This is a genomic window from Halorubrum sp. Ea8 (genome assembly GCF_002252925.1).
Lineage (GTDB): Archaea > Halobacteriota > Halobacteria > Halobacteriales > Haloferacaceae > Halorubrum.
The window spans coordinates 1-17,464 of record NZ_NHPF01000050.1 but is presented as its reverse complement, the minus strand read 5'-3'; the positions used below and the strand labels follow the sequence as shown (position 1 = coordinate 17,464).

The following is a 17,464-nucleotide window of genomic DNA, read 5'->3' as shown; positions in this document are numbered from 1 at the left end:
TGCTTAAGTTAACACGACGGTCACCACTCCTTACAGGCGGTACAGACGAGGGCGCCGTCGTCGAGCCAGCGCCGCGCGACCGACTCCCCGCATCGGTCGCAGGCGCCGCCGTCGGTCGTCCACGTCGCGGTCGACGTCGCCGGGTCGGCGTCGATCGACTCTGCGGCGTCGGCGTCGGCCTCCCGCTCGGTACCGCCGTCGGACGGCTCTCCGTCCGCGTCGCCGGCGAACTCGTCGAGCGAGCGGTCCTCGGGCATCTACGCCTCCCGACGGAGCCGGGCCACGACGTAGTCGCGCTCCAGTTCGCCGAGGAACTCGCCGAGCCGGGGCCCCTGCGTGTCGTCGAAGAAGAGCCGGTAGCCGGCCGCGAAGAAGTCGCCGACCTCGACGTCGTGCGCGCGCGCCGTCTCGTACATCTCCGCCTGGATCGCGTCGCCGTCGTGGCCCGCGGCGACGAAGTCGGCGAGGTCGTCGAGCGCGGCGGCCACGTCGTCGTCGAACGCGGCGTCCGGCAGGTCGGTCTGGAGCCGGTAGTCGTACTCGTTTTCGGTGCGCTCGGCCCAGTTGCGCGCCTTCTCGACGCGGCCGAGCGCGGCCGCGACGACCTCCTCGGAGGCGTCCTCTGGGATGTGCCCCTCGTCGCGGGCGAGCCGCTCGCGGAAGTCGGGGTCGTCGACCATCCCGAGGACGGCCGCGAACGTGTACGGGAGCCTGACGGGTCGCTCCGTCGGCGGATCGTCGGCGCGGCCGACGACGAAGGGGTAGGCGCGCTCGGCGAAGGCGGTCAGGTCCTCGTCGTCCACCTCGCCGAAGTACGCCCGCTCGAAGCGGTCGAAGCGGTCGACGAGCTGGTCGAGCCGTTCGACGTCGAGGTCGCGGGCCTTCTTCGGGTGGAGCGCGAAGAAGTAGCGGAGCACCTCGGGCTCGATCAGGTCGAGCAGCTCCGGAACGGTGACGACGTTACCCGCCGACGAGGAGAGCGGCTCCCCGTTGAGCGTGAACCACTCGTACACCATCGGGACGGGCGGCTCGACCCCGAGGACGTTCCGGGCGACGTCGACGCCCGAAGGCCACGACCCCTCCGCGTGGTCCTTACCGAACGGCTCGAAGTCGACGCCGAGCACCTCCCACTGACCGGGCCACTCGAGGCGCCACGGGAGCTTCCCCTCCCGGAACGTCGCGGTCCCCTCGTGGCCGCAGCCCTCGATGACCTCGTCGCCGACTTCCATGTCGGTGCAGACGTAGTCGACGGTCTCCGCGTCGAGGTCGACGTCGACGACGGTCTCGGTCACCTTCCCGCACTCCGCGCAGATCGGATTGAACGGGACGTACTCGCCGTCGACCTTGTCTTGGTACTGAGAGAGGACCTCGCGGACGCCGTCAAGATCGGAGAGGACCGTCCGGGTGACGTCGTCGAAGTCGCCGTCGGCGTACAGCTCCGTGTTCGAGACCATCTCGACGGGGACCCCCAGCCGGTCGGCGTCGGCCTTCAGGAGGGCGGCGAAGTGGGCCGCGTACGACTCTCGCTCGCCGAACGGGTCCGGGATCGCGGTGTACGGCTTCCCGAGGTTGCGGCCGAGCGCGCCCGCGTCCACCTCGCCGAGGCCGACGATCTCGCCGTCGGCGTTCGCCAGCTTCCGCGGGAGCTTGCGGAGCGGGTCCTTGTCGTCAGAGGAGAACACCTGCCGGACCTCGCGGCCGCGCTCGCGGAGCACGGCGGCGACGAAGTACCCCCGCATGATCTCGTTGAAGTTGCCGAGGTGCGCGACGCCGGACGGGGAGACGCCGCCCTTGATCACGATCGGCTCGTCGGGGTCGCGCGCCTCGATCTCGTCGGCGACGACGTCGGCCCAGAAGGCGCGGAAGTCGCCGTCCCCCTCAGCCCCGTCGGCCTCCTCGCCCGTCCCCGTCGCACCGGCGGCGTCCCGCGCCTGCTCGGAGAGGATGTGAGGGGAGTCGTCGGCGCTCATGCGTCGCCGCCCCCCGTCCAGTACGTCGGCTCGTCGCTGGCGGTCGGGACCACGTCGGTACCGGTGTGGTCGCCCCGGAGCGCGGCGTCGACGACCGCGCCCGGGTCCGTGCCGTCGAGGACGATCGAGCGGATCCCCGCCCGGTCGATCAGCTTGGCCGCGAGCAGGTCCACGGGGGCGGAGGCGCCGGCGTCCCGACTCATCGGGAGCACGACGTCGACGAGCTCCGCCGGCGACATCGATCCGAACTGCGTCGCGTCCGGGTCGGCGTTGGGGTCGGCGTCGTACACGCCGTTCGCGCTCGTCGCGTACACGAGGAGGTCGGCGTCGACGGACTCGGCGAACGCCGCGGCGACCGCGTCGGTCGTCTGCCCGGGGGTGACGCCGCCCATCACCGACACCTCGCCGCGACGGAGCGCCGCGGCGGCCTCGTCGTACCCCGTCGCCGGCGAGAGGTTCGCGCGGCCGTCGAGCGCGGCGATCAGCAGGCGGGCGTTGAGCCGAGTGGTGCCGATGCCGAGCTGGTCGAGTTCGACCTCGTTGGCGCCGAGGTCCCGCGCCGTCTCGATGTACTCTCGCGCGACTCCGCCGCCGCCGACGACGATGCCCACCTCGCAGCCGTCGGCGGCAATCCGCTCGATCGTCTCGGCGTACGCGGCCACCCGATCGGGGTCGAGATCGGGCGCGAGCACGCTCCCGCCGATAGAAACGACGACTCTCATTACCGTCGCATACCCCTGTCTCGCTCTTAAGGATTATCAAGGCCGGACGCCGCCGGTTTCCGAGGCGGTCGCCGCGTCGACGGACGCGGGCGCTCGGCGCATCGGCGGGAAACGCCTAAGCCGCTCGCACCCCGCCTTCGTGTATGCAACCGATAGCGATCGTGGGGCCCGGCGCGGCGGACCTGGCCGGGGCGCTCACCGACCGACTCGACGGCCGGACCGCCGTTGTGAGTCATGCGGACGGCGCCGACGGCGGGGACGGCGCGAGCGACGGGGCCACCGACGGCGGCGTCGCGGTCGAGTCGCCGCGGGACCGGACCGGCGCCGACACCGAGGTATCGCTCGCGAGCGACGGCGAGTGGACCGGCCGCGGGCGAGTCGACGGGCTCGACGCGTTCCTCGACGGGCTCGCGCCCGATCACGAGTACCTCGTCGCGGTCGGCGACTCCAGACTGCGCGTGCCGACGGTCCTGCTCGGAGCGGACGCGGAACCGGAAGACGTGCCCGGGACGGTCATCGCCGCCGCCGACGCGCCCGGCGGCGTCGACCTCGACCGCCTCGTCGCCGACGCCGACGCCGCGGAGCCGTGGATCACGCGCGAGACGCTCGTGCGGCGGGTCGAGGCGTCCGCCGACGCGGACCGGTCGGGAGCGATCGCGACGTTCACCGGCCGCGTCCGGGCGCGGGACGCGCCCGGCGACGACCGCACCACCCACTTGGCCTTCGAGAAGTACGAGGGGGTCGCCGCGGAGCGCATGGACGCGATCGCGGCCGAACTGACCGAGCGCGACGGCGTGTTCGACGTCCGAATGCACCATCGGACCGGCGTTATCGAGGCGGGCGAGGACATCGTCTTCGTCGTCGTTCTAGCGGGGCACCGTCGGGAGGCGTTCCGCACCGTCGAGGACGGGATCGACCGGCTGAAAGACGAGGTACCGATCTTCAAGAAGGAGACGACCGAGGCCGAGGAGTTCTGGGTTCACCGGCGTGACTGATCGGCTCTCGCCCGCGCGAGTGGCCGGTCCTCGACAGGGCATCTGACTGTTCCTCGGCCGCACAACTGACCGAATATCGGCCCCGCGTCTGGCCGGCGACCGGCCGCGCGGACCGCGAGCGCGGGGTCGGGGCGGGATATTTACCGGCAATATACGCTGGTTAAGCCGAGAATTACCGATCCATCGCCGCGGCATAACCGTCGATAAGTGAACTGCGTATTACGGCTTCAAAACGGGTTATGAAATATCTAAGCCGTTCAGAGGCTTTTGTGAACGGTCTGTCAGACACGTTTTAGCCGATGTCCCCCGTCTAAAACGCCGCAAAAGCCGCTGAACACCGTCCAACGGTCGCACCTTTATAACATCCTCCGGGAGCAATCGGAGGGTGTACCATGAGCGCGACTGCAAATCCCTCCGCGAACGCGAACCCAACCGACGACCTCAGCAAGGAAGAGCGGCTGAAGCGGTACCTGCTCGACCGCGCCGAGGACGGCGAGATGTACTTCAAGGGGAAGTTCATCTCCGACGACGTCGACCTCTCGCCGAAGGAGATCGGCGCCCTGATGGTGAAGCTCCGCGACTCCGCCACCGAGCTCACCGTCGAGAAGTGGTCGTACACTGGCGCGACGACCTGGCGCATCGAGCCCGCCTGACGAGGACCTTCGAGCCCGCCCGGCGGCGGCAAACCACGCGCTCACGCGCGTCCCCGCTTTCTCCCCCAACGCGGCCCCCGCTCTCCGGGGGTCGACCGTTTCCGAACCGCTCCGACGACGCGTAGCGTCGGTCGGCGGCGCCGCGGTTCGAGGCGCGCCGCTGGCGACGCGGGGTTTATACTCGCCGACCAGTTACGACCGACGATGCCAGAACACGAGGACGGGGAGGCGTCGGCCGCGGCCGACGTCCCGCGTCCGGAGCCGCTGCGGACGTTCTTCAGGGTGGACGAGATCCGTCGAGACGACGGGCGCGTCCGGTACGTCGGGAAGTCGTACGTCCCGGAACGCACCCTGCTGCGGAAGCTGGTCCCGCCGTTCCGAGACGCCGGCTACGAGGTCGACCTCGAGGCCGACGGCGACGGTCACGTCGTCGTCGCGACGCCCTTCGACCGCGGGCGCGACGGGGTGCCGTGGCTCAACGTCGTCCTGTTCGCGGCGACGGTGTGTTCCACCCTGTTCGTCGGCGCGTACGGCTGGTACTACGTCGGCTGGGAGGAGATCGCCGCGAACCCCCTGACGATACTGCAAGCGTGGCCGTTCACCGCGGCCGTGCTCGGCGTGCTGATGACGCACGAGCTCGGGCATTACGCCGCCGGTCGATACCACGGAGTCAGCGTCTCGCTGCCGTACGTCATCCCCTTCTTCTTCCCCTTCGGGACGCTCGGAGCGGTGATCCGGATGCGCGGGCGGATGCCCTCCCGGAAGGTGCTGTTCGACATCGGCGCGGCCGGACCGATCGCGGGACTCGTCGCCACCGTCGTCGTCACCGTCATCGGTCTCTCGCTCGACCCGATCCGCGTCCCGGCGGAGCTCGCGAACGCCTCCGGAACGATGATCCGCTTCAACAACCCGCCGCTGCTGGAGATCATCGCCGACCTCATCGGCCAGCCGACGGGGTACGAGGACCCGGCGCTCACGGCGCACCCGGTGGTGATCGGCGGTTGGGTCGGGATGTTCTTCACCCTCCTGAACCTCCTGCCCGTCGGTCAGCTCGACGGGGGCCACATGGTCCGCGCGATGGTCGGCCCGCGGCAGGAGACGATCGCGGCGCTCGTCCCCGGCGCCCTCTTCTCGATCGCCGCGTACCTCTACTTCTGGCGCGGCCTCGGAATCGACGAGTCGGTCGGCCTGTGGGGGTTCTGGGGCCTGTTCGCGCTCGTCATCGCGTTCAACGGCCCGGCGAACCCGGCCGAGGACGAGCGGATCGGCTGGCCGCGGCTCGCCGTCGGTCTCGCGACGTTCGCGCTCGGGGCGCTCTGCTTCCTGCTCGTCCCGATTCAGGTCGTCTCCGGCTGACCGGCGGACGGGCTCGGCGCGTCGACGGGAGGGCGCGACGGTCCCCGGCTCAGTCGTCGCGGCGCTGCTTCATCCCCTGCCTGGTGAACTGCGGCGTGGCCCGGAGGCCGCGCTTCTTCCGGAACGAGCGGTAGAGCGCGATCGCCAGCGGGACGGCGAGCAGGAGGACGACGCCGGCGAGCCGCCACGCGTCGGCGAACGAGTAGAGGATCGTCGCGGAGAGGACGCCGACCGCGAGCAGCACCGAGTAGGCGATCCGCATCGCGAGCTTGTCGAGGACGTTCGAGTCGTCGTCGATCGTGACGTCGACGTGGAGGTCGCCCCGGTTCGCCCGTTCGAGGAAGTCGTCGGCCTTCGGCGGGACGGTGAACAGCGCCTCGGTGGTGCGCTGGACCTGTCGCCCGGCGCCCTCGGCGAGGTCGCGGGCGGTCTGCTCGTAGTACCCCTCGTCCCTGAGGTACTCCGTCGCCGTGGAGATGAAGTCGAACTCGGGGTCGAGCGTGACGCAGACCCCCTCGACGACGGTCGCGACGCGCAACACGAGCGCGAGGTCCGGCGGGAGCCGGAGGGGGAACTCGTAGATGGTCGACTCCACCTGTTCGATGATCTGGTTCACCTGGTACTGCTCGATGTCCTCGCCGCTGGCGTCGGCGATGGCCAGTTCCATCACGTTCCCCATCACCTCGCGGTCGGCCTCCGGCGAGAGGGTGCCCATCGCGATGAGCGTGTCGAGGATGCCGTCGATGTCCTGCCGGGCGACCGCGACGTAGAACTCGACGATCTTCTCCTGGATGAACGGGTCCACGCGCCCGGCCATTCCGAAGTCGTAGAATATCACGGTGCCGTCGTCGTCGACGGCGAGGTTCCCGGGATGGGGGTCCGCGTGGAACACGCCGTCGTCGATGATCATCTGGAGGTACACCTCCTGGAGCGTCTCGGCGATGGCGTTGCGGTCGAATCCCGCGGCGTCGAGCTCGTCGAGCCGGTTGATCTTCACCCCCGGGACGTACTCCATCGTGAGCACTCGCGGCCCGGAGACCTCCTCGTAGGCGGTGGGGATCCGGATCCGGTCGTTGTCGTCGAAGTTGGCGCGGATCTCCTCGAGCATCTCGCGTTCGCGCTTGTAATCCATCTCCTCGCGGATCGTCTTCGCGAACTCGTCGGCGAGGTTCTCCAGCGAGAACGCCCGCCCGCTACCGGTGAACCGCTTGACGAGCGGGATCGACCAGCGGATCGTCCGGAGGTCGGCCTCGACCAGCGACTCGATCCCCGGCCGGCGGACCTTCACGGCGACGTCGTTGCCCTCGTAGCGGGCGGTGTACACCTGTCCGAGGCTCGCGCCGCTTATCGGGTCGCGGTCGAAGTCGTCGAACGTCTCGTCGACGGGGCCGAACTCCTCTTCGAGGACGACCCTCGACTCCTCCCACGGGGCCGGCGGCACGTCGTCTTGGAGCCCTTCCAGCACCTCGATGTACGCCGGCGGGAGGATGTCGGGCCGGGTCGAGAGGATCTGGCCGAGCTTGATGAACGTCGGACCGAGGGTGAGCAGGATGTCGAGGAGGACGGCGGCGCGCTCGCGCTGGGTCTCCGCGTCGACGTCGCGGCTCCCGCCGAACAGGAGGAACCGCTTCCGGTCCCGCCAGTAGGCGACGATCAGCGGCGAGAACCGCCGGACGACCACGAAGAACCGCCAGTAGGCGCGAAGGTTGACCAGCGTGACCACCCGTCAGGCGTCGGCCTCGTCGTCGGAGTCGGCGTCCCCGTCGGCGTCGTCGACCGGGATGGTACGGGAGGTGTCTCCGGTCCGCTTCGGGATCGTGACCTCGAGCACCCCGCGGTCCATCTCGGCGTCCGCGCCGGTCCCGTCGGCGTCCCCCGGGAGCGGGAGCTCCGCGTCGAGGAACAGGGGACGGTCCTCGCGGACGTAGCGGAACCCCTCGGGGACCCCCTTCTCGCGGCGCCCCTCGATGACGATCCGACCGTCCTCGGAGAGGACTTCGGTCGTCTCGGAGGTCGCGCCGGGGAGGTCGACGACGAGGACGTACCCGTCGTCTGATTCGAGCAGGTCCGCAAACACCGCGTCCGGGAGGTCCCGGAGCGCTTCACGTAACGCTGACATGTATACGGGTACGGTCGCCGCGGCGAAAAAGGTGTGGAAACGGGGACCGAGACGGAGGGGTCGGCGGCTCAGTCGTCGCGGCTGAACTCCAGATCGAGGCCGGTCAGGTCGAGGTGCTCGATATCCCTCCCCTGCGATTCACCCGGCAGGATGTCGCCGAGGCTCGCGCCGAACGCGGCCCCGGCCCAGACGAACGCCACGCGGGAGACCCGTTCGAGGGCGCCCGGGTCGCCCTCGTGGAGCCGGCCCCAAAGGACCATCATGAGGACCGAGGTGAACAGCGAGACGAGCAGGATCCCGGCGTAGCGCCGCGGGACGATCCCGAGGATCGGGTGGCTGATCTCGATCTGCCGGAAGTCGGCGAAGTACAGCAGCCCGGCGGTCATGACCAGCACGAACCCCACGTGGACGAGCAGGAAGACGGGAACGCCGCCCGGCGTGGCCGCGGCGAACCACGCCGCGATCTCGAAGACGCCACCCTCGACGAGCAGGGGGAGCGCGAAGAGGACCGAGCCCACGAACGCCTCGGCCAAGTCCCGCGAGGTGTACTTCGTGATCCGGGTCCGAAACGCCGAGCTTCCGGGCATCCGCTCGACGAGCGAGATGGTCTGACGGACTTTCTCCCGCTCGTGGCCCTCGTCGACGGTGTCGCTCAGCGCGTCGAGCTTCGCGAGCAGGTCGTTGATGTCGGGGTTCTCGGGACCGCGCGGGCCGTTCGAGAGGCGGCGCTCGTCCGCGTCACCCGTCGGCCCCGCCGATCGCTCCGGGTCGGGAGGCGAGCTCGATCCGACGGACCGTCGTCCCGAGTCGTCGCCGTCCATTGCCGATCGGTCGACGCCGGCGTCGCAAAAGCGTACCGACGGGCGGCGCGGCGGTGGAGACGGCGAATCGTTTATTAATACTGGAATGGTAACACGTGGCACGAGGTGAGTGCCGACGACATCGAGGACCGGACCACGCAGCCATCGACCGTCGACGGTACCGCGCGGCGACGACTGTCCGATCCACTCGTTTCGAAACGGGGCGTCCCCCCTTTCGACGTGAACCCCTCGCCCCGTCGGTTCCCACCCTGACCGCCGCTGCTCGCGGGAGCCGCGCCTCAGCGAGTCCCGCCGTCGCTTGACTCGTCCGCCGAGCGACGCCCGAGGAACGACGAGAGCGCCGCGTTGAACGCGGCGGGGCGTTCCAGCATCGCGAGGTGTGCGGCCCCCTCGATCGCCGCGCGCTCGCAGTCGTCGATCCGGTCCGCGAGGTAGTCGTGGTACGCCGGCGGCGTGAGCGCGTCGTGTTCGCCGACGACCGCGAGCGACGGCGACGCGATCTCGTCGAGACGGTCGCGGACGTCGAACGCGTGGCAGGTCCGGAAGTCGCGCTCGGTGACCGCCCGACCGCACTCCCGCATGCCGGCGCGGGAGAGCTCGACGTACTCGGCCGGCGCGTCGTGGAAGAGGCGGTCGGGCTCGTGGAGCAGGTCGATCGCCCGGTCGAACTCCGTCTCGAGCGCGTCCAACAGCGGCTCGGCGACCGCGAGCTTCGCGCCCGTGCCCGCGAGGACGAGCCCGTCGAGCGGGAGGTCGCGCTCCAGCGCGATCCACAGGGCCACGGCGCCGCCGAGGGAGTTGCCGCAGAGGACGGTCGCCCCGGTCGCCTCCGCGACGGCGACGACGTCGTCCGCGTAGGCGTCGAGCGTCTCGGCCCCGGCCGGTTCGTCGACGTCGTCGCTGTCGCCGTGCCCCGAGAGGTCGAGCGCGACGGTCGGGAACCGGTCGCTCAGGCGCGCCTGCGCCTTCCAGACGTCTTTGCTCCCGCCGCTCCCGTGGACGAAGCAGACCGTCGGCCCGTCGCCGCCGCGGTCGGAGACGCGATACGCGGTGTCGCGCCCGTCGTGGGTGACTCGCTGCATGCCCCCGTCTCCCGCGCGCTCGGTCATAAGACGCCCGGCGGACGGCGCCGGCGAGCGAGAGGATCCGAGGAGGGAACGACCGTCGACGCCCCCCGAAACGACCCCGAACCGCAACACTACCGATACGTTCGTGAGATCTCACGTCATGCGATTTTTAGCGACGGGTTTATATAGTCTCGCGCCTAACTTGTAGTTAGCATGAATCACCAACAGACCCGATCGACCGGCGACGGTCCGCTGCTCCGCCGGTTCGAGTACGAGGACGGGTGGATCGTCGCCGCCGATCTGGGCGCCGACGCCGCGAACGTGAGCGTCGACACGGTCGGCGAGACGGCGATCGTCGTCGTCGAGGGCGACGGCGAACCGGTCGAGTCGGAGTTCGAACTGCCGGGACCGGCCGCGTCGACCGCGGTCGCGAACGGCGTGATCACGGTCGAGGGCGAAACGGTCGAGGACGACACCGTGGAGGGCGAGCGATGAAACTCACTGTCAGACCGCTCAAACAGAAGGACGCCGGCCGCCGCCTCGCGGCGATCGACCGCGTCGCGGCCGAAGAGCTGGGGCTCTCCGGCGGCGACATCGTCCGCGTCGAGGGCCCGGACGGGGCCGCGATCGCCCGCGTCTGGCCCGGCTACCCCGAGGACGACGGAAGCGGCGTCGTGCGTATCGACGGACGGCTCCGTCAGGAGGCCAACGTCGGTATCGACGACCGCGTGACGGTCGAGTCGGTCGACGTCTCCCGGGCGGAGTCGGTCACGATCGCCTTCCCGAGCCAGCTCCGCGTGCGCGGGCAGATCGCCCCGTTCATCCGCGACAAGCTCTCCGGACAGCCGGTGACCGAAGGGCAGACGATCCGCACGTCGATGGGCTTCGGCCTGATGGGCGGCCAGTCGCAGGCGGTGCCGATGAAGGTCGCCTCGACGACGCCGTCGGGGACCGTCGTCATCACCGACGACACCGAGATCGAGATCTCGGAGGTCCCCGCCGAGGAGCTCGCCGAGCGCGGCGGGAGCGGCGACGGGGCCAGCGAAGGCCCGGACGTCACCTACGAGGACATCGGCGGGCTCGACGGCGAGCTCGAACAGGTCCGCGAGATGATCGAGCTGCCGATGCGGCACCCGGAGCTGTTCAAGCGGCTCGGCATCGACCCGCCGAAGGGCGTGCTCCTGCACGGCCCGCCGGGCACGGGGAAGACGCTGATCGCGAAGGCCGTCGCCAACGAGATCGACGCCAGCTTCCACAACATCTCCGGCCCGGAGATCATGTCGAAGTACTACGGCGAGAGCGAGGAGCAGCTCCGTGAGATCTTCGAGGAGGCCTCGGAGGAGGCGCCCTCGATCATCTTCATGGACGAGCTCGACTCGATCGCGCCCAAGCGCGAGGAGGCCGGCGGCGACGTCGAACGGCGCGTCGTGGCCCAGCTGCTCTCGCTGATGGACGGGCTCGAAGAGCGCGGCGAGGTCGTCGTCATCGGCGCGACGAACCGCGTCGACGCCATCGACCCCGCGCTCCGCCGCGGCGGTCGCTTCGACCGCGAGATCGAGGTCGGCGTCCCCGACCGCGACGGCCGCAAGGAGATCCTGCAGGTCCACACGCGGAACATGCCGCTGGTCGAGGGAATCGACCTCGACGAGTACGCGGAGAACACCCACGGCTTCGTCGGGGCCGACCTCGAGTCGCTCGCGAAGGAGTCCGCGATGCACGCGCTGCGCCGGATCCGGCCCGAGCTCGACTTAGAGAGCGACGAGATCGACGCCGACGTGCTGAACTCCATCCAGGTCACCGAGAGCGACTTCAAGGAGGCGATGAAGGGCATCGAGCCCTCCGCGCTCCGCGAGGTGTTCGTCGAGGTCCCGGACGTCTCCTGGGACCGGGTCGGCGGTCTGGAGGGGACCAAAGAGCGGCTCCGCGAGACGATCCAGTGGCCGCTGGAGTACCCCGAGGTGTTCGAGGAGCTCGACATGCAGGCCGCCAAGGGCGTCCTGATGTACGGCCCGCCGGGCACGGGGAAGACCCTGCTCGCGAAGGCCGTCGCCAACGAGGCGGAGTCGAACTTCATCTCGATCAAGGGGCCCGAACTGCTGAACAAGTACGTGGGCGAGTCCGAGAAGGGCGTCCGCGAGGTGTTCAGCAAGGCCCGCGAGAACGCGCCGACCATCGTGTTCTTCGACGAGATCGACTCGATCGCGACCGAGCGCGGCAAGAACTCCGGCGACTCCGGCGTCGGCGAACGCGTCGTCTCGCAGCTGCTGACGGAGCTCGACGGGCTCGAGTCGCTGGAGGACGTGGTCGTCATCGCGACGACGAACCGCCCGGACCTCATCGACTCGGCGCTGCTCCGGCCCGGCCGCCTGGACCGCCACGTGCACGTGCCCGTGCCGGACGAGGAGGCCCGCCGGAAGATCCTGGAGGTCCACACCCGGAACAAGCCGCTGGCCGACGACGTCGACCTCGACGCGCTGGCACGGAAGACCGAGGGGTACGTCGGCGCCGACCTCGAAGCGGTCGCCCGCGAGGCCTCGATGAACGCCTCCCGGGAGTTCATCGGCAGCGTCACGCGCGAGGAAGTCGGGGAGTCCGTCGGCAACGTCCGCGTGACGATGGCGCACTTCGAGGACGCCCTCGGCGAGGTGAACCCGAGCGTCACCCCCGAGACGCGGGAGCGCTACGAGGAGATCGAAAAGCAGTTCGAGCGGTCGGACGTCGACCGCACCGACGCCGAGCCCGGCACCGCGTTCCAGTAGTCGGAGCGTCGGTCGGCTCGGTCGGGAGCAGTTTTCTTTAAATAATCCCCGCCGTCGACAGCAGGAAGAACACGGCGACGAGGACGATGCCGATCGTGACTAGGCGCCACGCGAGCTTCAGCACGAACTTACCGACGACGATAACGATCGCGACGGCGACGAGCGCGACGAGCAGCTGTCCCGCTTGGCTGGCGAGGAGTCCGGCCTGAAGCGGGAGCGACGATGCCAACGCGGCGAGCGAAGCGGTCATGTCCGGCCCCACGAGCACGTCGGGCATAAGCTTGTGGGGAGGAGCCGCGGTCCGTCGGTTATTGAAATCTGATAGGTGAGCCGGCAAATACTGCGCCGATGAGGCCGGAGTCTCACGCTCCCGGCCGACGGGACCGCGGTAACACGGAGCATAACGCCGGAAAATCGGTGCGAGTAACCCCCCTTTTGTTCCGATGCGGAGACCGTTACTTCGGTCGATTTCGCGCCTTGAGTATCAGTTTCACTCTGGTCTGGCTACGCTTATGTGTCCGGAACACGTTCAGATGTAACGTAATCGAATCCGGCGTCAGACACGCGGACCGGGAATTACATACCGAATCGAACAGGTAGTCACCTATCCGGGCCGGGAGCGGAACACAAAAGGGCCTGCTGCGACAGTACGTAGACACGATATATGAGCCAGAACGCACGTCAACCGAGCGGGGTGGCCGTCGAATGAGCAACGACGGCGTCGCCGCCGACGAACTCGAACTGCCGATCAAACGAACAACGGGCGAGACGATGGAGGAGCGTCTCACCGCCAACGCCTATCACAACATCCTGCCCGCGCGCTACCTCCGGAAGAACGCGGACGGCGAGACGATCGAGAACCCCGAGGAGCTGTTCGACCGCGTCGCGCGCAACGTCGCGCTCGCGGAGGCCGTTTTCGAGGCCGAGAAGCAGGGCGTCGAGGTCACCGTCACGCCCGACCAGCTGAAGCCCGACCACCCCCGCCGGAACGAACTGGCGGAGGAGGTGTTCGGCGCCGGCACCACCGCCGAGGACGAGGCGGAGACGACGCTGACCGCGCACAACGTCAACAAGTTCGCGTACGACACCGTCGTTCCCGAGCTCCCCGAGAGCGTGCGCGACCACGTGGAGGCGACCGCGGACCGGTTCCGCGACGGGATGGAGCGGCTCTCCTTTATGCCGAACTCGCCGACCCTGATGAACGCGGGCGACGAGCTCCAGCAGCTCTCGGCCTGCTTCGTCGACTCCCCCGACGACGACATCACCGACATCCACCAGACCGCCAAGGAGGCGGCCGAGGTGTTCCAGTCCGGCGGCGGCATGGGGTACGCGTTCTGGAAGCTCCGCCCCTACGGCGACTCCGTCGGCTCGACCGGCGGCATCGCCTCCGGCCCGATCACGTTCATGCGGACGTTCGACCAGATGTGCGAGACGATCGCGCAGGGCGGCGCGCGCCGCGGCGCTCAGATGGGCGTCATGCGCGTCTCGCACCCGGACGTCATCCAGTTCATCCACGCGAAGAACAAGGACGTCTCCCTGGCTCACTCGCTGCGGCTGAACGACCCCGACGACTTCACGCACAACTCCTTCGCGGACGCCTTGGAGGAGGCCCGCGAGCTGATCGACGAGGACGGAAAGGTGCCCGAACACCTCCGGAACGCGGTCGAGGGTCACCTGTCGAACTTCAACATCAGCGTCGGCGTCACCGACGACTTCATGGAGGCGCTGTACAACGACGAGGAGTTCACCTTCACCAACCCGCGCACCGAGGAGCCCCACGTCGCGACGCCCGAGACGAAGGAGATCTACGACATGTTCGGTCTCGGCGAGCACGTCGAGGTCGGCGAAGTGCTGTCGATCCCGGCCCAGGAGCTGTGGGACGACATGATCGAGGGCGCCCACGAGAACGGCGAGCCGGGCGTCATCTACCTCGAACGGGTGAACAAAGAGCACTCCTTCGACGTGGAGGAGCACCCGGACCACCGCATCCTCGCGACGAACCCCTGTGTCACCGGTGACACCTTGATCAGCACCGAAAACGGGCTCGTCGAAGCCGAGGAACTCTACGAACAGGGAGTCGCACGCGACGTCGTCGTCGATGGTCGCCTCAGCGAGGAGACGCTCAAAGAAGCGAGCAGCGTCTACAAGACCGGCGAGAAGGACGTTTATAAGCTCACGACCGAGGAGGGGTACGAACTCCGCCTCACTTCCGATCATCGGGTCATGACGGGTGACGGGTGGGTGGAAGCCGGCAACCTCGACGCCGGCGACACGGTCCACATCCAGAACCGGAAAGGCTCCTTCGGCCAGCACGGAACAGCGGCAGAGGGTCGCGTACTCGGCTGGATGGTCGGTGACGGCCATCTCAAGACCGGAAAGGAGCGCGCCGTCCTCAACTTCTACGACGAGGACGCCGAGGTCTCGGAGTCGTTCACGGCCGACGTGAACGAGATCGTTCGCGATCCCGTCGGTAACGCCGACTACGAGGTCGGCGTCAGCGAGATCGCCAGGGGTGACGACTACCGCGGCGCGCAGGCCGTCGAGCAGCGGATCCGCTCGGCTCGACTGTACGAGTACGCCGAGGAAGCCGGCTTAGCCGATCAGAAGCATCAGGTGCCTGAGGCAGTGATGCGCGGGAGCGAGGAGATGGCACGCGGGTACCTCCGTGCGCTGTTCTCCGCTGACGGGGGCGTTCAGGGGAACGTCGAAAAGGGCGTCTCCGTCCGACTCACGAGCACGAGCACCGACCTGTTAACAGAAGTCCAGCAACTCCTGCTCAACTTCGGGATCTTCAGCAAGATCTACGAGGAGCGCCACGAGGAGGGCGTTCAGGAGATGCCCGACGGAAACGGCGGAACTGCGGAATACGAGCGACAGGCCGACCACGATCTCGTCGTCTCGAAGGACAACCTCGTCCGCTTCGCGGAGGAGATCGGATTCCTTCTCGACTCGAAACAGGACGCACTCGACGAGCGTCTCGCGAACTACGACCGCGGACCGTACAGCGAGGGATTCGAAGCGACCGTTTCCGCAGTCGAGGACGACGGCCACGAGGCCGTCTACGACCTGACGGAGCCTGAGACGAGTTCGTTCGTCGCGAACGGTCTCGTGGTCCACAACTGCGGCGAGCAACCGTTGGAGGAGTACGAGGCGTGTAACCTCGGTCACATCAACCTCTCGACGCTCGCGGCGCAGGACGCGCCGGACTGGCGCGTCTGGTCCGAGGCGCACGCCGACGAGTACGAGTCGAAGGAGGCCGCCATGTCGGCGTTCTTACAGGAAGCCATCGACTTCGAGGAGTTCGACGAGCGGATCGACTACGGCACCCGCTTCCTCGAGAACGTCGTGACGATGTCGGACTTCCCGGTCGAGAAGATCGAGCAGAAGGTCCGCGACATGCGGAAGATCGGGCTCGGAGTGATGGGGCTCGCTCAGCTGTACATCCAGCTCGGGATTCAGTACGGCACCGAAGAGGGCAACGAGGTCGCCCGCCAGCTGATGACCCACATCAACCACGCGTCGAAGCAGACCTCCCACGAGCTCGCCGAGGAGCGCGGCGTGTTCAACGACTGGGACGAGTCGAAGTACGCGAACCCCACCGAGCACCGCGACTGGTTCGAGCACTACACCGGCCTCGACGCCGACGAGTGGGCGGACGGCTTCCCGATCCGCAACCACAACACGACGACGATCGCGCCCACGGGCACGACGTCGATGATCGGGAACACCACCGGCGGCTGCGAGCCGATCTACAACGTCGCCTACTACAAGAACGTCTCCGACGACGTCCAGGGCGACGAGATGCTCGTCGAGTTCGACGACTACTTCCTGCGCACCTTAGAGGAGAACGACGTCGACGTCGACGCCGTCAAGCAGGAGGCTCAAGAGCAGATGGCGACCAACGAGTTCGACGGCGTTGACGGGTTAGAGACGGTTCCGGACGCGATCGGCGAGCTGTTCGTCGTCACCGGCGACCTCTCGGGCAAACAGCACGCGGCGGTCCAGTGCGCCTGCCAGGAGGGCGTCGACTCCGCCATCTCGAAGACGTGTAACTTCCCGAACGACGCCACTGCCGAGGAGATGGAAGAGGTGTACCGCTACATCTACGACCACGGCGGGAAGGGCGTCACCGTCTACCGCGACGGCACCCGCTCGAAGCAGGTGCTCACGACGCGCGCGAAGAACACGGAGTTCGCCGACGAGAGCGAGGCGGCCGAGGCGATCGTCGAGCAGATCGGCGAGGTGTTCGGCGGCGTCGAGGCGTTCCTCGAGAACGAGGACGTGCAGGCGGCGATCGACACGGAGATCGCGGACCTGCTGGAGGCCAGCGAGCAGCCGCAGATCGACTACAGCGAGCGCAGCCCGCGTCCCGACTCCCTGAACGGCGTCACCCAGCGCGTCGAGACGGGGTACGGGAAGCTGTACGTCACCATCAACGAGGACCAGAACGGTCGGCCGTTCGAGCTGTTCGCGAACATCGGCCACTCCGGCGGCTACACCAACTCCTTCACCGAGGCGCTCGCGAAGGTCATCTCGACGGCGCTCCGCTCGGGCGTGGACCCCGACGAGATCGTCGACGAGCTACAGGGCACCCGGAGCCCGAAGGTCGCCTGGGACAAGGGCGAGCAGATCCAGTCGATCCCGGACGCCATCGGCACCGCGCTCCGGCGCTACCTCGACGACGAGATCGACAAGGGGATCCCGCAACAGCAGAGCCTCGACGACGTCGAGCGCGACCTAGCGAGCGAGCCGACGAGCCAGACCGACGGCGGCGCGGTCGACGCCGGCGCGGCGACCGACGCCCCGAACGTGAACGGGACGGCCGAGGACGACGCGGCCGACGCCGACGACGCGATGCAGGAGCTGATCGCGGCGGGCGAGTCGCCCGAGTGTCCCGACTGCGGCGGGATGAACCTCTACTACTCCGAGGGCTGCAAGACGTGCGAGTCGTGCGGCTGGTCGGAGTGCTGAGGTAAGAACGCGCGGTGATGTTAAGTTAAGA

General features: G+C 68.5%; 14 protein-coding genes. 6 read left to right on the top strand and 8 right to left on the bottom strand.

The features are described from left to right. Positions 1–20 precede the first annotated feature (20 nt). From DJ74_RS04350 to pyrH, 3 genes are read right to left on the bottom strand one after another with little or no spacing between them, the layout of a single operon-like run. Positions 21–257, bottom strand: coding sequence for a hypothetical protein (locus DJ74_RS04350; protein ID WP_094524099.1), 237 nt, complete (start codon positions 255–257; stop codon positions 21–23). Next, a complete protein-coding gene (gene lysS, locus DJ74_RS04345; protein WP_094526475.1) occupies positions 258–1,970 on the bottom strand; it encodes a lysine--tRNA ligase in 1,713 nt (570 codons plus the stop codon). After that, positions 1,967–2,692 carry a UMP kinase gene (gene pyrH / locus DJ74_RS04340; RefSeq protein WP_094524097.1) on the bottom strand — a complete coding sequence of 242 codons (726 nt, stop codon included), beginning with the start codon at positions 2,690–2,692 and terminating at the stop codon, positions 1,967–1,969. The genes lysS and pyrH overlap by 4 nt, the downstream gene beginning before the upstream one ends. A 143-nt stretch (positions 2,693–2,835) precedes the next feature. Here pyrH and DJ74_RS04335 point away from each other — a divergent pair, with 143 nt between their 5' ends. The 3 genes from DJ74_RS04335 (at position 2,836) to DJ74_RS04325 (ending at position 5,696) form a co-directional block, all read left to right on the top strand. Further along, complete coding sequence (locus tag DJ74_RS04335; RefSeq protein WP_094526474.1) at positions 2,836–3,687, top strand: molybdopterin synthase; 852 nt, start codon at positions 2,836–2,838, stop codon at positions 3,685–3,687. Between the two features lie 392 nt (positions 3,688–4,079). Further along, positions 4,080–4,340, top strand: a complete 261-nt coding sequence (locus tag DJ74_RS04330; RefSeq protein WP_094524095.1) for a hypothetical protein — start codon at positions 4,080–4,082, stop codon at positions 4,338–4,340. Positions 4,341–4,544: 204 nt separating this feature from the next. Continuing rightward, positions 4,545–5,696, top strand: coding sequence for a site-2 protease family protein (locus tag DJ74_RS04325; RefSeq protein ID WP_094526473.1), 1,152 nt, complete (start codon positions 4,545–4,547; stop codon positions 5,694–5,696). 49 nt (positions 5,697–5,745) lie between these two features. Here the strand turns inward: DJ74_RS04325 and DJ74_RS04320 are convergent, their stop codons facing one another. The 4 genes from DJ74_RS04320 to DJ74_RS04305 form a co-directional block, all read right to left on the bottom strand. Further along, a complete protein-coding gene (locus DJ74_RS04320) occupies positions 5,746–7,419 on the bottom strand; it encodes an AarF/ABC1/UbiB kinase family protein (RefSeq protein WP_094524093.1) in 1,674 nt (557 codons plus the stop codon). Between the two features lie 3 nt (positions 7,420–7,422). Beyond that, the gene (locus DJ74_RS04315; protein WP_094524092.1) at positions 7,423–7,815 is read right to left on the bottom strand and encodes an Hsp20/alpha crystallin family protein; all 393 of its coding nucleotides are present in this window, start codon (positions 7,813–7,815) and stop codon (positions 7,423–7,425) included. Positions 7,816–7,883: 68 nt separating this feature from the next. Beyond that, positions 7,884–8,636, bottom strand: coding sequence for a DUF2391 family protein (locus DJ74_RS04310; protein ID WP_094526472.1), 753 nt, complete (start codon positions 8,634–8,636; stop codon positions 7,884–7,886). A gap of 278 nt (positions 8,637–8,914) precedes the next feature. Then, on the bottom strand, positions 8,915–9,718 hold the full coding sequence (locus tag DJ74_RS04305; protein ID WP_094524090.1) for an alpha/beta fold hydrolase: 804 nt from the start codon (positions 9,716–9,718) through the stop codon (positions 8,915–8,917). 198 nt (positions 9,719–9,916) lie between these two features. On the opposite strand from DJ74_RS04305, the gene DJ74_RS04300 reads away from it, so the two are divergent. After that, positions 9,917–10,198: a hypothetical protein gene (locus DJ74_RS04300; RefSeq protein WP_094526471.1), complete on the top strand. Its 282-nt coding sequence runs from the start codon at positions 9,917–9,919 to the stop codon at positions 10,196–10,198. Further along, positions 10,195–12,462 carry a CDC48 family AAA ATPase gene (locus DJ74_RS04295; protein ID WP_094526470.1) on the top strand — a complete coding sequence of 756 codons (2,268 nt, stop codon included), beginning with the start codon at positions 10,195–10,197 and terminating at the stop codon, positions 12,460–12,462. Before DJ74_RS04300 ends, DJ74_RS04295 begins: the two co-directional genes overlap by 4 nt. 37 nt (positions 12,463–12,499) lie before the next feature. Here the strand turns inward: DJ74_RS04295 and DJ74_RS04290 are convergent, their stop codons facing one another. Continuing rightward, positions 12,500–12,739 (bottom strand): hypothetical protein, encoded by a 240-nt coding sequence (locus DJ74_RS04290; RefSeq protein ID WP_094524087.1) that lies wholly within the window; start codon positions 12,737–12,739, stop codon positions 12,500–12,502. 428 nt (positions 12,740–13,167) lie between these two features. Between DJ74_RS04290 and DJ74_RS04285 the strand changes: the two genes are divergently transcribed. Beyond that, positions 13,168–17,433 carry an LAGLIDADG family homing endonuclease gene (locus DJ74_RS04285; protein WP_094526469.1) on the top strand — a complete coding sequence of 1,422 codons (4,266 nt, stop codon included), beginning with the start codon at positions 13,168–13,170 and terminating at the stop codon, positions 17,431–17,433. Positions 17,434–17,464: the final 31 nt, after the last annotated feature.

Excerpts from the sequence above, each read along its gene's own strand:
- DJ74_RS04350 (WP_094524099.1), bottom strand. The coding sequence starts at position 257 with ATGCCCGAGGACCGCTCGCTCGACGAGTTCGCCGGCGACGCGGACGGA.
- lysS (WP_094526475.1), bottom strand. The coding sequence starts at position 1,970 with ATGAGCGCCGACGACTCCCCTCACATCCTCTCCGAGCAGGCGCGGGAC.
- pyrH (WP_094524097.1), bottom strand. The coding sequence starts at position 2,692 with ATGAGAGTCGTCGTTTCTATCGGCGGGAGCGTGCTCGCGCCCGATCTC.
- DJ74_RS04335 (WP_094526474.1), top strand. The coding sequence starts at position 2,836 with ATGCAACCGATAGCGATCGTGGGGCCCGGCGCGGCGGACCTGGCCGGG.
- DJ74_RS04330 (WP_094524095.1), top strand. The coding sequence starts at position 4,080 with ATGAGCGCGACTGCAAATCCCTCCGCGAACGCGAACCCAACCGACGAC.
- DJ74_RS04325 (WP_094526473.1), top strand. The coding sequence starts at position 4,545 with ATGCCAGAACACGAGGACGGGGAGGCGTCGGCCGCGGCCGACGTCCCG.
- DJ74_RS04315 (WP_094524092.1), bottom strand. The coding sequence starts at position 7,815 with ATGTCAGCGTTACGTGAAGCGCTCCGGGACCTCCCGGACGCGGTGTTT.
- DJ74_RS04310 (WP_094526472.1), bottom strand. The coding sequence starts at position 8,636 with ATGGACGGCGACGACTCGGGACGACGGTCCGTCGGATCGAGCTCGCCT.
- DJ74_RS04305 (WP_094524090.1), bottom strand. The coding sequence starts at position 9,718 with ATGCAGCGAGTCACCCACGACGGGCGCGACACCGCGTATCGCGTCTCC.
- DJ74_RS04300 (WP_094526471.1), top strand. The coding sequence starts at position 9,917 with ATGAATCACCAACAGACCCGATCGACCGGCGACGGTCCGCTGCTCCGC.
- DJ74_RS04295 (WP_094526470.1), top strand. The coding sequence starts at position 10,195 with ATGAAACTCACTGTCAGACCGCTCAAACAGAAGGACGCCGGCCGCCGC.
- DJ74_RS04290 (WP_094524087.1), bottom strand. The coding sequence starts at position 12,739 with ATGCCCGACGTGCTCGTGGGGCCGGACATGACCGCTTCGCTCGCCGCG.
- DJ74_RS04285 (WP_094526469.1), top strand. The coding sequence starts at position 13,168 with ATGAGCAACGACGGCGTCGCCGCCGACGAACTCGAACTGCCGATCAAA.